12 protein-coding genes are annotated in these 15274 nt (G+C 51.5%); 10 read left to right on the plus strand and 2 right to left on the minus strand.

Annotated elements, in window-relative coordinates; genetic code table 11:
* Together EIZ48_RS00560 and EIZ48_RS00565 are read left to right on the plus strand one after the other, a co-directional pair.
* Entirely contained in the window at positions 1 to 1089 is a 1089-nt protein-coding gene (locus EIZ48_RS00560) for an efflux RND transporter periplasmic adaptor subunit (protein WP_160648201.1), read from the plus strand.
* On the plus strand, positions 1089 to 4157 hold the full coding sequence (locus tag EIZ48_RS00565; protein WP_160648202.1) for an efflux RND transporter permease subunit: 3069 nt from the start codon (positions 1089 to 1091) through the stop codon (positions 4155 to 4157). Before EIZ48_RS00560 ends, EIZ48_RS00565 begins: the two co-directional genes overlap by 1 nt.
* A 112-nt stretch (positions 4158 to 4269) precedes the next feature.
* On the opposite strand, the gene pyrC is transcribed toward EIZ48_RS00565, so the two are convergent.
* Positions 4270 to 5304 carry a dihydroorotase gene (pyrC, locus tag EIZ48_RS00570; protein WP_160648203.1) on the minus strand — a complete coding sequence of 345 codons (1035 nt, stop codon included), beginning with the start codon at positions 5302 to 5304 and terminating at the stop codon, positions 4270 to 4272.
* A gap of 220 nt (positions 5305 to 5524) precedes the next feature.
* The gene (locus tag EIZ48_RS00575; protein ID WP_192928412.1) at positions 5525 to 7528 is read right to left on the minus strand and encodes a methyl-accepting chemotaxis protein; all 2004 of its coding nucleotides are present in this window, start codon (positions 7526 to 7528) and stop codon (positions 5525 to 5527) included.
* 378 nt (positions 7529 to 7906) lie between these two features.
* Here EIZ48_RS00575 and hinT point away from each other — a divergent pair, with 378 nt between their 5' ends.
* The 8 genes from hinT to EIZ48_RS00615 all read left to right on the plus strand — a co-directional run bounded on the left by hinT (position 7907) and on the right by EIZ48_RS00615 (position 15170).
* Positions 7907 to 8257, plus strand: a complete 351-nt coding sequence (gene hinT / locus EIZ48_RS00580) for a purine nucleoside phosphoramidase (protein WP_160648204.1) — start codon at positions 7907 to 7909, stop codon at positions 8255 to 8257.
* Positions 8258 to 8379: 122 nt separating this feature from the next.
* Complete coding sequence (locus EIZ48_RS00585) at positions 8380 to 9765, plus strand: COG3014 family protein (RefSeq protein WP_160648205.1); 1386 nt, start codon at positions 8380 to 8382, stop codon at positions 9763 to 9765.
* A 2-nt stretch (positions 9766 to 9767) separates the two neighbouring features.
* Complete coding sequence (locus EIZ48_RS00590; RefSeq protein ID WP_160648495.1) at positions 9768 to 10154, plus strand: YcfL family putative periplasmic lipoprotein; 387 nt, start codon at positions 9768 to 9770, stop codon at positions 10152 to 10154.
* A gap of 59 nt (positions 10155 to 10213) precedes the next feature.
* Positions 10214 to 10807, plus strand: coding sequence for a penicillin-binding protein activator LpoB (lpoB, locus tag EIZ48_RS00595; protein WP_160648206.1), 594 nt, complete (start codon positions 10214 to 10216; stop codon positions 10805 to 10807).
* A gap of 42 nt (positions 10808 to 10849) precedes the next feature.
* Entirely contained in the window at positions 10850 to 11692 is an 843-nt protein-coding gene (locus tag EIZ48_RS00600; protein WP_160648207.1) for a phosphotransferase, read from the plus strand.
* Between the two features lie 485 nt (positions 11693 to 12177).
* Positions 12178 to 13023 (plus strand): DUF6279 family lipoprotein, encoded by an 846-nt coding sequence (locus tag EIZ48_RS00605; protein ID WP_160648208.1) that lies wholly within the window; start codon positions 12178 to 12180, stop codon positions 13021 to 13023.
* 109 nt (positions 13024 to 13132) lie between these two features.
* Entirely contained in the window at positions 13133 to 13675 is a 543-nt protein-coding gene (gene ycfP / locus EIZ48_RS00610; protein ID WP_160648209.1) for an alpha/beta hydrolase YcfP, read from the plus strand.
* A 205-nt stretch (positions 13676 to 13880) separates the two neighbouring features.
* Entirely contained in the window at positions 13881 to 15170 is a 1290-nt protein-coding gene (locus tag EIZ48_RS00615; protein WP_160648210.1) for an FAD-dependent oxidoreductase, read from the plus strand.
* Positions 15171 to 15274 lie beyond the last annotated feature (104 nt).

The raw sequence follows: 15274 nt of genomic DNA on the forward strand, positions 1-15274 counted from the left end.
ATGAAAAAGCTATCCTTGATCTCATTGGCGCTGGGGGCGGCGTTTATATTACAAGGCTGTGAAAAGCCAGTGGTAGAAGAGCGGCAAATTGTACAACCCGTCAGCGTGGATGTTGTTGCCTTGGCTGATGCCGCGCCGCAATTGACCTTTCCTGCCGTGGCGGCAGCGGCCGATAAATCCAGTCTGTCATTTCGAATTCAGGGCGAGGTGACCCGTATCGCGGTGCGCCCTGGGGATTTTGTCAAAAAGAACCAGTTGCTTGCCCAGCTGGATCCAACGGACTACCAGTTGGAAGTTGATGATGCACAGGCGAAGTACAATGTGGCCGATAGTCAGTATCGGCGCTCGGCCAAGCTGGTTGACAAAGGCTTCCTGGCCCAGTCACAGTTTGATGAGTTGCGGGCGCAGCGTAAGATTGCCCGGGCAAGGCTCAACATCGCCAAGCTGAACCTGACGTTTACCAAGCTGGTTGCTCCTTTTGACGGGGTGATTTCCCGGGTGCCTATCGAGCAGTTCGAGAACATACAAGTCGGCCAGCAAGTAATGAATATTCATAGTGCCAACAGTGTCGATATTTTGATCCAGGCACCGGACCTCATTTATTCCCAAAGCTCTGCTGTTGATATTCAGGAATCAAAACCCGGCGCGCGGGTGGTGCTTGACAATGGTGCTGAGTATCAGGCCTCCCTGAAGGAATTTACCACAGAGCCGGATCCTGAGTCAGGCTCGTTCCTGGTGACCTTGACCATGCCGATGCCGGAGGATCGCTTCATCCTTGATGGGATGGCCGTAGAAGTTCGGGCTGATGCGCAGAAACTGAAAATCTACAGAAAGGGCGAGCCAGTGATCCCACTGGAGGCCATTTTTAATGAAGATGGCGATGACCTGTCATCAACAGACAAGTTTGTCTGGGTGGTAAACGATGGCAAGACAGTAATCAAGCGCCGCGTGGTAACCGATAAAGTTGTTCCTGAAGGCGTTCGCTTGCTGGCGGGACTTGAGGAAGGGGAAACCATCGTCGTGGCGGGAGGAAACCGCTTGCGGGAAGGCCAGCAGGTGGAAGTGATTGCCAAGGAGGCTGAACAATAATGAAACAAGATATCGCAGCCTATTTTATTAAAAACAAAGTGATCAGTTGGATGCTGTCGCTGATCTTCCTGATTGGCGGGACCATGGCCTTCTTTGGCCTGGGACGCTTGGAAGATCCGGCATTTACCATCAAGGATGCCATGGTGGTGACGGCCTACCCGGGGGCGACCCCGCTTCAGGTCGAAGAAGAGGTGACCTATCCGATTGAGAAGGAAATCCAGCAACTGGCTTATGTGGATGAAGTCAACTCCATCTCCAGTCGTGGACTGTCACAGATCACGGTGACAATGAAGAACAATTACGGTCCTGATGACTTGCCGCAGATCTGGGATGAGCTACGCCGCAAGGTCAATGATCTCGAACCGAACCTTCCGCCGGGGGTCGCAGAGCCGTCAGTCATTGATGACTTCGGTGATGTGTTCGGTATTTTGCTGGCGATCACAGGTGACGGGTATTCGTACAAAGAACTCAATGATTATGTCGATTATCTTCGCCGTGAGATTGAGTTGGTAGACGGGGTTGCTAAGGTCTCTGTTACGGGCACCCAGCAAGAACAGGTGTTTATCGAAATCTCCCTGCAGAGGCTGAGCAGCCTGGGTATTTCGCCGCAGACGATTTACAACACCCTGGCGACGCAGAACTTGGTCTCGAGCGCCGGTGCGGTCAAAATCGGGACCGAGTATATTCGTGTCCATCCGACCGGGGAGTTCACCGATGTGGATGCACTGGGTGATTTGATTATTACCGAGAGCGGTGCCCAAGGGCTGATTTACCTGCGCGATGTGGCAGAAATCAAGCGCGGGTTCAAAGAGGTGCCTGATAACCTGTTGAGCTATAACGGTAAGGTAGCACTGAGCGTCGGCATATCGTTTGTCGATGGTGTCAACGTAGTGGAAATCGGTAAAGGGGTTTACCGCCGTCTGGATGAGCTGAAAGAGCAGCAGCCTGTCGGGATTGATATTGGCGTGATTTACAGCCAGCCTGATGAGGTCGATAAGTCCGTCAAGGGGTTCATTGTCAGTCTCGGCCAGGCCGTAGCCATTGTTATCGTTGTTCTGCTGTTCTTCATGGGGCTTCGCTCGGGTATCCTGATCGGTTTGATTTTGCTGTTAACCGTATTGGGAACCTTCGTCTTTATGAGCTGGATGGCGATCGACTTGCAGCGAATATCGCTCGGCGCTCTGGTCATTGCCCTCGGGATGCTGGTGGATAACGCCATTGTCGTTGTCGAGGGGGTCCTGATTGGAGTGCAAAAAGGCCGGACGCGGATGCAGGCTGCGTCCGATATTGTCACTCAGACCAAATGGCCGCTACTGGGGGCCACGGTTATCGCGGTTACCGCTTTTGCGCCTATCGGACTGTCACAAGACTCGACCGGTGAATATTGTGCCACCCTATTCAGTGTATTGTTGATTTCTCTGATGCTGAGCTGGTTTACGGCTATTTCGCTAACCCCGTTTTTTGCCGATATGTTCTTTAAGGGCGTCAAGAATAAAGGCGATGGCGAGGACGATGACCCGTACAAAGGGTTTGTCTTTGTCGCATACAAGAAAGCGCTGGAAGCCTGCATGCGGAATGCGTGGCTGACTGTGATTGTCTTGATCGCGATGCTTGGTGCAAGTCTGTATGGTTTTACGCAGCTGAAACAGTCCTTCTTCCCGTCGTCGACAACACCGATGTTTATGGTTGATGTGTGGTTGCCGGAAGGAACAGACATTCGTTCGACCAACGATAAGTTGCATGAGCTTGAAGCGTGGGCCAGCCAGCAGGAGAACGTCAGTCACGTTTCGTCCAGTGCCGGTAAAGGGGCACAGCGTTTTATGCTGACCTACTCACCGGAGAAGAGCTACGCGGCCTATGGCGAGCTGATAATCCGCGTCGACACTTATGAAGACGTAATGCCGATGCTGAGAAAAGTCAGCGATGAGCTCGACACCAAACACCCTGACATTGAATACAAGCTCAAGCGTATCGAGCTTGGTCCGTCTTCGGGCTCTAAGATTGAAGCCCGTCTGGTCGGGCCGGATCCGACGGTGCTCCGAGGCCTGGCTCAGCAGGCGATAGACATCATGCGTGCTGATCCCGGTGCCTTTAATGTGCGCCATGACTGGCGTGAACGGACCAAGGTACTTGAGCCTATTTTCAATGAAAGCCAGGCCCGCCGCTACGGGATCACCAAATCTGACGTCGATGATCTATTGCAGATGGCGTTCTCCGGCTTGTCTGTCGGTCTCTATCGTGACGGCACCAATCTGATGCCGATTGTGGCGCGCTTGCCCGATGAGGAGCGTGTGGATGTCAGTACCATTGAAGGGATGAAGATTTGGAGCCCGGCTATTCAGGGCTATATTCCAATCCAGCAGGTGATGCTCGGGGTGAATGTGATCTGGGAAGATCCGCTGGTGGTACGTAAGAACCGCAAGCGAATGCTGACTATCATGGCCGATCCTGATCCTTTGGGGGATGAAACCGCGGCGACTCTGCAGGGCCGTATCCAGTCTAAAATTGAGGCGCTGGACTTCCCTCCGGGCTACTCGCTGGAATGGGGCGGCGAGTATGAATCGTCAGCCGATGCCAAGGCGTCATTGTTCCAGACCATGCCAATGGGCTATCTGTTTATGTTCCTGATCACCATTTTCTTGTTCAACAAGGTTAAAGAAGCTGTGATTGTATGGGCGACAGTGCCGCTGGCGATTATCGGGGTGACGACAGGATTGCTGTTGCTGAATACACCGTTTGGCTTTATGGCGCTGCTGGGCTTTTTGAGTCTGTCGGGCATGCTGGTCAAAAACGGTATCGTTCTGCTCGATCAGATCGAGATTGAGATCAGCAGCGGCAAGGAAAAGTATCAGGCAGTGGTCGATGCAGCTGTGAGTCGTGTCCGCCCGGTATGTATGGCGGCTATTACCACGGTATTGGGGATGATCCCGCTGCTGCCGGATGTGTTCTTCAAGCCGATGGCGGTGACGATCATGTTCGGGCTGGGTTTTGCAACCGTGCTGACACTGATTGTGGTACCGGTTCTGTACCGGATGTTCCATCACCTGAAAGTGCCGCAAGCAGCCTAGCTACGGTTTAGCATCAATTCAATAGTAGTTAGATATTCAAAGGGCTCCCGCGGGAGCCCTTTTCATTGCCTGGTTGCCTTGTCCTGTATGACAGGGCATGGTTATCGGGCGTTTAGCTGGTGATAACTTTCCAGTTCATTTCTTCGCCTGCACGGATAGGAACGACGACGTCACTGCCGAAGGACATCGTCTCCGGTACGGTCCAGCTCTCTTTGACAAGGGTAATGGTATCGGTATTGCGCGGCAGGCCGTAGAAGTCAGGGCCGTTGAAGCTGGCAAAGGCTTCAAGCTTATCCAGCGCGCCCGCCTGCTCGAACACTTCAGCGTAGAGTTCAATCGCGGCATGGGCGGTGTAGGAGCCGGCACAGCCACAGGCTGATTCTTTGCGGCCCTGGGCGTGAGGGGCTGAGTCGGTACCGAGGAAGAACTTAGGGCTGCCGCTGGTCGCCGCTTCAATCAGTGCCTGCTGGTGGATGTTGCGCTTCAGGATTGGCAGGCAGTAGAAATGCGGACGGATCCCGCCAACCAGCATGTGGTTTCGGTTGAACATCAGGTGATGAGCGGTGATGGTTGCTCCCACGTTAGGACCGGCGTTGGTGACGAACTCAACAGCGTCTTTTGTTGTGATGTGCTCGACAACAATCTTCAGGTCCGGCATCTGCTCGACAATCGGGGCAAGTACCGTATCAAGGAACGTCTTCTCGCGGTCGAAGATATCGACATCGTGAGTGGTGACCTCACCATGGATAAGCAACAGCATACCGACTTCTTGCATTGCCTGAAGCGTAGGAATTAGCTTGTCGATGGAGGTCACGCCGGAATCGGAGTTGGTGGTTGCACCTGCCGGGTAGAGTTTTGCTGCATAGATGTGGCCGGTGGCTTTTGCTTTACGAATTTCTTCAGGGGAGGTGTTGTCGGTGAGGTATAGCGTCATTAGAGGGGAGAAGTTGCCTTGAGGTTTTTCGGCAAGGATACGATCGCGGTAGGCTAATGCAGCGTCAGTATCGGTAACCGGTGGAACCAGGTTCGGCATGATGATTGCTCGCCCCATATACTGACTGATATCACGGACGGTATCTTTTAATACCTCGCCATCACGTAAGTGCGTGTGCCAGTCATCAGGACGTGTAATCGAAATTGTCGTCATAATTGCTTCCCTCCCAAAAAATTTGCCCGATTCTAAAAGCATCCCTACCTTAAGTAAAGCGCAATGATCAAACAAAGTAACCAGTTGATGATTTAAAGCGCAATCGTTTGCACTGTTATGGCTCTCAGTTGTGTATCGGTTCGGGCTGATAACTCCTGCTGATAAATTAAAGCCAGCAATAATGCTGGCTTTAGTGGTTGTTGCCGTAGATGTATAGGCGTTACAGCTTAAATCGCATGACCAGGTCATTTTGCTGGTGAGCCAGGCTATCGAGCTTGCTGCTGGCTTCGGCGACTTCTTCCATTGAGCTGTAGTTGGAGTCAGCAATATGGCTGATATCTTCCAGGCTACGGGCGATGGAGGTTGTCGTCGTACGCTGTTCTTCGGCGGCCTGGGCTATTTGTGAGCTCATCTGGCTGATTTCGAAGATGATAGCCTGTATTTCCTCCATTGCGCTATTGGCATCCGACGCCTGTGTAATGCTGTTCTCCATCTCGCTAACACAGCTTTGCATCACAGATACTGCCTGACCGGAACGTGACTGCAGGCTTTGAATCATGGTTTCAATTTCCGCTGTCGAGTCGGTGGTGCGCTTGGCCAGTACGCGAACCTCGTCGGCGACGACGGCAAAACCGCGGCCCTGGTCGCCGGCCCGAGCTGCCTCAATGGCCGCATTCAGTGCCAGCAGGTTGGTTTGATCGGCGATGTTACGGATCACATCCAGAATTGAACCGATACTGCTGCTCATCTCCTGAAGCTTGGATACCGCATTTACAGACTCGTCCAAACGCTCGGAGAGCTGGTGGGCGGTGTTGATATTGCGACTCATGACTTCGCGGCCGGTATTTGAGGCTTTCTCTACCTCGTGGACCCGCTCCATGGTGTTTTGTGCACTGTGTGAGACGTCCGTCACAGATTGTTCCATCTCGGTCATGGCGGTGGCAACAGAGGCTGTTTGCTGTCGTTGCTCGTTGAGACGGTTTTTGGCTTCGGTGGTTGTTGACTGGTTTTCCTCGGCAACCGATGTCAGGTCCTGAGATGCCTGGCTGAGTTTGCCCAGAACTTCCTGTAAGTTATCGGCCAGCGTATTGATATGGCGGCTGAGCTTGTTGAATTCGACGAAATTGTTGTTGTCGCTACGCTTGGTCATGTCACCGGTGGTGAGTGCTTCCAGGGTCTTCAGCGTTGATTCAAGCGGCTTGCGGACACTCTGCGCCAGATACCAGCCGATAAAAACGGCAAACAGGGTCGCACCGATACCTATCAGAACGGCATTGGTCAGCCCACGGCTATAGGCGCTGTCGGCACTGGCGATGGCGCTTTCCATGTAATCGTTGGCCTTGGTTCTGAAGGTATCGAGCAGGTTGGTAGCCTGATCGATTTCATTTGCCAGTGTCGCGATGTTGTCGTAGAGGCGGTTGCGGGCCTCAATGTAGCGAAAATGCACATCCAGTACCCCGCCGGACTTGCCGATATCAAGGGTGTACTGGGCAATAGATTTGTCGAAGGTGCCTTTGAGCTCCGGAATCAGGGCGGTGAGTGAGCGATAGGCGTTACCGAGGTGGTTGACGTTTCGCTTGTTGCTCTTGACCGCTTTTTCGATGACCGTGATGTTATCTGTCGCCAGGGCGTCAGAGGTGATGGTTTCGGTCTGGCGAAGCTTGATGAAATAGTTTTTTGCGATCATTTTGACAGAAATACTGCTCTGATCTTCGACGTACTCTTTCATCCGGGTATTTAGCTCGTTGTGGAGCTGCTGAAAACGGCGTGCAGACTTCAAACGGGCTTCTTGTGCAAGCAGCTGGGCACGATAGTTATCCATCGCGACATGGGCTTCGGAAAAATACCTTTCTTCCAGGGCGATAAGCTCGCTCAATTGGGTGCTTAGGGCATCATTACCCGCCGCGGCTTCACGAAGCTGATCAAGTGCTGCGATAAAGGCGATGTGGGCCTGACTGAAGTTTTCTTCGTAGACCTTCATCCGTTCCGGATTCTGGCTGGTGAGAAAGTCCTTGAATATTTTGTCGGCGGCAAGAAGTCGAACACTAGTCTGGTTGGCGGTAGACACCAGCGGCAGGGCATCAGAGGTGACCGTTTTTAGTTGGTTGTGGATCCGGTTTGTTCCATCCAGCATCAGAAAAATGGTTGCAGCAAACAGTATGACCATTACCGCAAAACCAGTGTACATACGTCGAATGACAGAGGTCTGTCTCTTTGTCTTCATAATATCCCTAAACTCTGGCAAACGTGAGCGACAGCAAGCCCACATAAAGTACATTAATACGAAGCTGTAATTATGTTATTGACCTTCGTATAAATTGTGATGTTGTAATTTTAAGTAGCAAAAAAAGCAAACTGAAAAAGACAAAATCGACACATACCACTCTAGCATCTTGCCATGGGGACGAGCAGTAGCAGCAAATGATAAATGAAATTCAGCGCTACATACTTTGACGGCGGCATCAAAAAATAACTTAATTTATGAAATATTTACTGGATTAATGGTTTAAAACGGTGTTCAATATTGCTCTATAGTTTGGACTCAAGCATACTCCACTGACAGGAGATAACCTGAGACACAACATAGTAAATGGAGCATGATATGGCAGAAGAAACTATCTTCAGTAAAATTATTCGTAAGGAAATTCCGGCAGATGTCTTATATCAGGATGATTTAGTGACTGCATTTCGGGATATTAATCCGCGTGCGCCAAGCCATATCCTCATTATTCCCAACAAACTTATCCCGACGGTCAATGACGTCGAAGCGGATGATGAAGCCATGATGGGGCGTCTGTTTACGGTTGCACGTAAGCTGGCAGAGAAAGAAGGGGTATCGGAGGACGGATACCGTCTGATTGTTAACTGCAACCCGCATGGCGGTCAGGAAGTGTACCACATTCACATGCACCTTCTTGCCGGTCGCCCATTAGGCCCGATGCTGGTTGGGTAAGTAACAATAGATCGCCGTGATAACCGCGGGAACTAATATTGCTGGGTCAGGTCTGAGTGGATTATGTTCTTTTACCATGAACACTCAGACTTTTTTGTTTTTGAAAATGGGTTACTAACACAATGCTAAAACGTGCCGCAGTGCTGATGTTATCGCTGAGCATAACGGCCTGTGCGAACTTGTCGACTCAGAGTTTATTCAGCCATTACAGCGCGTCGAATGCGCAGGTTCACCAAGCCTTGCAACAGGGTAATTACACCGAGGCGGTCGAAGCCCTCCCTGATGCCCCGGCAGGAGATATCCTTGACGGGATGGAGCGGGGGCGGGTGAATTTTGTCGCCGGGCAGTACCCGGACAGTTTCGCCGCGCTTCAGCGTGCAGATATGGCGGTCAAAGAGCAGCAGCGCCAGGCCGTTATTCAGCTGTCCGAAGGCCTGAATCAGGCCGGGGCACTGCTGACCAATGACAATATGATCACCTACCAGCCTGCGGATTACGAGCTGGGTTTTATGCACCTTTACCTTGCTCTCAACTATATCCAGCAAAAGGATTTGGAAGGGGCGCTGGTAGAGGTCCGAAGGGCCAATCAGGTTCAGGAATCTGCCCGGAAACTGCGCGAGGCTGAGCTTGGTCAGGCGGCCCAGGAAGCACAGCGCAAGGGTCTGAACCAGAATCTCGGTGCCGTGCTGGCCCGTTACCCGGATGCCGGGGAAAAGCTCGCCAATGTACAAAATGGCTATTTGTTCTACCTGTCGGGTATTTTGTATGAGGCCGACGGTGAGTTGAACAGTGCCTATATCGACTATAAACGGGCCCTGGCGGTCGCACCGAACAACATGTACATCGCCAATACCGTATTGCGGCTTGCGACGCGGATGCAGATGACCGAGGACCTTACCCGGCTGCAGGCGCGGTATGGCAAGTACGCGCCGGCCGAGGCGGGAGAAGGCCGGGTGGTCATTCTGGACGAGCAGGGGGTTGTTCTGGCCCGAGACGGATGGCGCTTGCCCCTGTGGCTACAGGACAGTCGCGGCGACGGGGTGATTTATAACCTGGCATTGCCTTACTACCGTAACTCCACTCGCCCGCCGATGAGTACATTGGTGCTTGATGATAAGCCCGTTAACGGGAGCGAGCTGGCGAATGTCGACAATATGGCCAGGAACAGCCTGAACGAGGAGCTGCCGGTGATAGTGGTCCGCCAGGCGTTGCGGGTATTGGCAAAAGACGAAGTCAGGAAGTCGGCAGCGAAGAATGGCAATGAACTGGGCAATGCGCTCGCTAACATTTTTAATACGCTGACCGAGCAACCGGATACCCGAAGCTGGCAATCTCTACCATCTTCAATCAGTATGTATCATACTGATTTACAAGCAGGGACACACAAACTCAGCTGGAGCGGCCAGAGCCTGGACATCAAGGTTGCGGCAGGACGAACCACAATGGTCTGGGTTTCCCGTCAGGGAAATCAGCTTAGCTGGTGGTCGGTATTGTTAGGGGAGAGTTAATGATGAAATATATTTCTGTCTTGGTGTTCGCGCTGGCGCTTTCCGCCTGTTCGTCGACAACATCGGGGATCAGTATTGAAAGCAGCAACCAGAACGTAGTGATTGGCAATTCATCGCTGGCAGGCCAGATTGAAATCGAGAAAGCGATAGTTGCTGAAACGAATGGGTTGATGAAGGCGGGTGTACCCGTTACCAGTAAAGTTGATTCGGATATGAAGTTGCAATACCGCTTCTACTGGTACGATGCTCAGGGCTTGGAAGTCTACGGCAGTGACAGTCCGTGGCGCCAGTTTGTACTTCATGGCCGGGACTCAGTCACTTTGCAGGCGGTTGCCAGAAAGCCTGAAGCCAAACAGTATCGTATCTATATCCGCGAAGCGGATTATTAATGGGGATTGAGGCCACCCCGGTGGCCTGTTCTGCGACAACAGTAATGAAAGGTAATAAGATGAAAAAAAGCGTAATTGCATTATTAGGCGTAGCTGCATTGATGGGTGGTTGTGCGCAGAAGGTCAGCTACGGCGATGCACAGGCTGCAGAAACCACGACTATCGAGTTTGGCTCGACGGATCTGCAAAAGATTGCTGAGGAAATGACTGATAGTATGCTGAGCTCAGGTTCCGTGGCCTACATCACCGGAAACGGCAACCGACCAATTATTGTTGTTGACGGAATTAAGAACAAAACCAGTGAACATATCGATACCGAATCGGTGACTGACTCAGTCAGTACGCGCCTGCTTAACTCGGGTAAATTCCGTTTCGTTGATATGACGCGTGTTGAAAATGTGCGCAAGCAGCTGAATTTCCAAAACAACGATGAGCTGGTGAATCAGAGCACAGCGATTCAGTTTGGTAAAATGGTGGGTGCGGAATACATGCTATACGGCAACCTGGCAAGTATCGTCAAGCAGGCTGGTAGCGATAAAGACGTCTACTACAAGATGACAATGCGCCTGATGGATCTGGAAACCGGTCTGGTTGAGTGGGCGGACGAAACTGAAATCCGCAAGCAGGAAGCCAAGAGCATGCTGGGCTGGTAATAGCACTATATGCTCGAACTCTGCCAAGACGTGAGGCGATGAGTGAATACGTTTGATCCCGCTTTACTGAATGCCTTGCCGGATATCGAGTTACTTTCTGCCAGGCCGCTGACCGGCGGCCTGAGTAACCGTTGCTGGTTGCTTGAACTTCGAGATGTACCTACGGCCATGTGCTCAAAGGCAGTGTGGCGACCGATTGCCGAGTCAAGCGTGGCATTCGGGCTCTCTCGCGAACGTGAGCATCAGGTGCTCAAGAACCTTGAGTCATCAAACCTGGCCCCGCGTAGTATTGCGCTGCTGGATAAGGGCTTGCTCGTCGAGTGGCTTGAAGGGACGACGGCTGCTGATAACCTGTCTGATGAGGAGTTGCTTCAGCTCCAGGTCGACATTCACGCCTTGCCGGTTCCTTGCTGGCGTCTTGATGTAAAACAGAAAGCTGCCCATTACTGGGAGCAGATCGACATCAGGTTCAAATCTTCCTCACTGCAACAACTCTTTGCTCACTTCCAGCACCTCTCTATACAGAGCTGGTTTGATGACACTTGCTGCCACCATGACCTGGGTCGCTACAATATCATTTGCCAGCCCGAAGGGCATAAGCGGGTGATTGACTGGGAATACGCAGCCGCGGGCGATCCCTCTCTTGATCTGGCGCTGACAATCAGTGCCAATGGTTTGGAGCGGGAGAAGGCTGTTGCGGTTTACTGCCGGCTGCTGGGCACCCGGGAGCATGAGCGCTGGCTGGCTGCGGTAACGGCATGGCAGCCTTGGTGCCGTTATTTGGCAATGCTCTGGTATTATGTCGGAGCAACGGTGTGGCCAGATAATAGCTACCAGACTGAAGCCGACAAGCTGGCCCAAGAGCTATTCCGAGAGCTACTCTAATCATGATTCAGTCTCGCGCATGAGCTGACTATTGGACGGCGTCAAGCCAGGGGGACTATCAACAGTGGCTAACTCAGAAGCGGGCTCCTCGCGGTACTAACTTACCTGCAGTTTCTTTGCTGCGAAATATATACCCAAGCTACCTCAAGATGCTCGTTTCAGCGAGAATTACTTGGCTTGTAGGCTAGGCACCGATTAGAAAATCTAGTGGCTCTAAATTGATAATCGGTAACAACGCATAGAAGCCCCTATCTATTCAAAAGAACTGGAACTCGCCCTTAGGGAGTGAGCCAGCGCGCCCATTTCTGTGTCAAATAACGTTGAAAGGGACTACCATTCCTACCGTCATTTTCCTTGAACTGAGCACGCTGGTCTCACTCTGAATCCTGCATCTTGAGGTAGTTTGGGTATACTGCCGAAACTCAGGTCTACACTATTAATTCACCGATTCATTGTTCTGCTTAAACAATTGAAAGGGAGTTAAGATGCCCCAACGGCTGACGCGTTTTGCTACGGGTGCTTTTATCATGCTCATCCTTCTGGGGTGTGTGATGCGCCTTGGCTACAATACTCTCAACTACTGGATCCCGTATTACCTTTCTGGTTATGTCACGCTGACCTCCGGCCAGAAAAAGGTATTTGATGCCGAGCTGGACAAAGCATTGGCTATTCACCGGCGGCAGGAACTGCCAAAGATCCATCGTGACATCTTTGCGTTGCAATCCGATTTGCAGCGACCGTTGTCGTTTGGTCAGGTCCGAGGCTATCACTTTTCATTCACCTCTCTGGGGCAGGATTCAGTGGCTCTGCTGGCCAAACCGTTGGCGGCAACCTTCAAACTGATGGATGATCAGCAAGTAGCGCAGCTGAACGGTAATATTCAGTCTGCCATTGATGAGGTTAAGCAAGAGCGCGAAATCCTGACAACCAGGCAGAAGATCGATAAAAGGGCGAGTGCCCTTCAGGAGACGGCCGAGGATTGGGTTGGCACGCTGAGCAGCAGGCAAAAGTCCTTGCTGAAGGAGCTGGCCGGGTACCAGGTTGAAATGGAACCGGAATTTTTCACTGTTTGGTATCAGTTCCTGCAAAATTGGCGTGTGTTGATGACAAATAGAGAGCGGCCGGACTTTGAAGCCGAGCTGAGCCGCGAGCTCCAGCGTCTGGTTGCCTTGGAAAATGATGCTATTCAGTCTGAATTGAACTTTTACCTTAATCGCCGTTTTGAGCTGTTAAGGCGATTTAATCACAGTCTGTCACAGAGCCAGCTTCGGTTTTTTGATAATCGGTTAAGTGCAATCCGCAAAGATGTAGCGGTTTTGATAAATCAATAGCGGTAAATGGCACTTATTTGTTAAGAAAGTCGTGTTTTATGCCTTTTAAACCTTACGAAACGTGTTAGATTAAATTCAGAGTTAAGAATAAGAATGACGGGGATAACAAATGATCATCTATCTGCATGGCTTTGATTCTACAAGCCCAGGTAATCATGAAAAGGTACTACAGCTTCAATTTATTGACCCTGATGTTCGCTTTGTGAATTACAGTACGCTCCATCCTAAGCACGATATGCAGCATTTGCTCAAGGAAGTGCATAAGTTAATCGAAGAATCCAGCGACCCTCATCCGCTGATTTGCGGGGTAGGGCTCGGTGGCTTTTGGTCCGAGCGCATCGGCTTTTTGTGCGGGATCAAACAGGTCATATTTAACCCAAATTTGCACCCCGAACTGAACATGGAAGGAAGAATTGACCGACCTGAAGAATATGCCGACATCTCGACAAAATGTGTTACAGACTTTCGTAAAAAAAATGCCGGTAATTGTCTTTGCATACTTTCAACTAATGATGAAGTATTAGATAATCGCGATACAAAAGATGCCTTGGGTGATTACTACGAAATCATCTGGGATGAGAACCAAACGCATAAATTTAAAAAGATCTCGCAGCATCTACAAACTATAAAAGCCTTTAAAGAAACACGTTAATTACCTCCTACCCTCCGCAGACGGGCCCAGTCCGTCTGCTTCAATACCAAATTGCACAGTGGACTTTGGCGTGCCTGCGTGACCAGAGCATTGTTCAGTTTGGTATTAGTCAGCTAGCCAGAGCGTTGTCATCTGTCGTTTAGGGATGAATAACGGGCAATCGGCTCTGAGCAATAAAATTTATACAAAATAAGAGGAAGTTATCGTGACTCGTATTATCGTAGTTGGTGGCGGTGCGGGCGGTCTTGAGCTTGCGACCAAGCTAGGTCGTACTCTGGGGCGCAAACGCCGTGCAACAGTAACACTTGTCGATCGCAAAGCCAGCCACCTGTGGAAGCCGCTGCTGCATGAAGTGGCAACCGGTTCGATGGATGCCGGGGTTGATGCCCTGAGCTACCGGGCTCACGCGAAAAACCATTCGTTTGATTTTCAGATGGGCAGCCTGCAGTCGATTGATCGCGAGAACAAGTCAATCAAGCTGGCCGCACTCTATGATGAGCACGACGAGCTATTAATGCCGGAGCGCGAGCTGGAATACGATATTCTGGTATTGGCTATCGGCTCGACATCCAATGATTTCAATACGCCGGGTGTGCGCGACAACTGTATTTTCCTGGATAGCCCGGAGCAGGCGCACCGTTTCCGTACTGAAATGAACAACCAGTTCCTGAAGCTGCACGCGAACAAAGACCAAAAAACCGTTGATATTGCGATTGTCGGTGCCGGTGCGACCGGGGTCGAGCTGTCGGCGGAGCTGCACAACGCGGTGAAGGAGCTGCGTACCTACGGTTTCGGCGATCTGGACAGTTCGCGCCTGAATGTCAACCTGGTTGAGGCGGGCGAGCGTATTCTTCCGGCACTGCCGCCACGTATTTCCAGTGCGGCACATAGCGAACTGACCAAGCTTGGGGTGAATGTGCGTACGGCGACGATGGTGACCAAGGCTGATGAAACCGGCCTGACAACCAAAGACGGCGATCATATCCCGGCTCAGATTATGGTGTGGGCTGCCGGTATTAAGGCGCCTGATTTCATGAAAGAGATTGCGGGTCTTGAAACGAACCGCATTAACCAGCTGGTGGTCAAGCCGACACTGCAGACGACTCGCGATGACGATATTTACGTGATTGGTGACTTGGCCTGCTGCGAGCAGGAGGACGGTAGTTTCGTACCGCCGAGAGCTCAGGCCGCGCATCAGATGGCGAGCCGCTGTTTCTCTAACATTGTTGCCAAGATGACAGATCGCGCGCAGAAGCCTTATGTCTATAGCGATCATGGCTCACTGGTTTCGCTCAGTCGCTTCTCGACGGTAGGTAGCCTGATGGGCAACCTGACCAAGGGCTCGATGATGGTTGAGGGGCGTATTGCCCGCGTGGTGTATATCTCGCTGTACCGCATGCACCTGGTCGCGCTTCACGGCGTGTTCAAGACCGGCCTGATGATGCTGGTCGGTCGAATTAACCGTGTGTTGCGTCCGAACCTGAAGCTACATTAACAGCCGAGCGCTTATTCGTTGCCTATAACAACGCCGCTATTCGTTAGCGGCGTTTTTATATCGTAATGTTTTACTTCAAAACTTTTTATATGGCCAGGTAAAAG

The sequence above is a fragment of the Photobacterium alginatilyticum genome, assembly GCF_009910675.1.
Lineage (GTDB): Bacteria > Pseudomonadota > Gammaproteobacteria > Enterobacterales > Vibrionaceae > Photobacterium > Photobacterium alginatilyticum.

Coding starts and splice junctions, on each gene's coding strand:
- EIZ48_RS00560 (WP_160648201.1), top strand. CDS start 1: ATGAAAAAGCTATCCTTGATCTCATTGGCGCTGGGGGCGGCGTTTATA.
- EIZ48_RS00565 (WP_160648202.1), top strand. CDS start 1,089: ATGAAACAAGATATCGCAGCCTATTTTATTAAAAACAAAGTGATCAGT.
- pyrC (WP_160648203.1), bottom strand. CDS start 5,304: ATGACGACAATTTCGATTACACGTCCTGATGACTGGCACACGCACTTA.
- EIZ48_RS00575 (WP_192928412.1), bottom strand. CDS start 7,528: ATGAAGACAAAGAGACAGACCTCTGTCATTCGACGTATGTACACTGGT.
- hinT (WP_160648204.1), top strand. CDS start 7,907: ATGGCAGAAGAAACTATCTTCAGTAAAATTATTCGTAAGGAAATTCCG.
- EIZ48_RS00585 (WP_160648205.1), top strand. CDS start 8,380: ATGCTAAAACGTGCCGCAGTGCTGATGTTATCGCTGAGCATAACGGCC.
- EIZ48_RS00590 (WP_160648495.1), top strand. CDS start 9,768: ATGAAATATATTTCTGTCTTGGTGTTCGCGCTGGCGCTTTCCGCCTGT.
- lpoB (WP_160648206.1), top strand. CDS start 10,214: ATGAAAAAAAGCGTAATTGCATTATTAGGCGTAGCTGCATTGATGGGT.
- EIZ48_RS00605 (WP_160648208.1), top strand. CDS start 12,178: ATGCCCCAACGGCTGACGCGTTTTGCTACGGGTGCTTTTATCATGCTC.
- ycfP (WP_160648209.1), top strand. CDS start 13,133: ATGATCATCTATCTGCATGGCTTTGATTCTACAAGCCCAGGTAATCAT.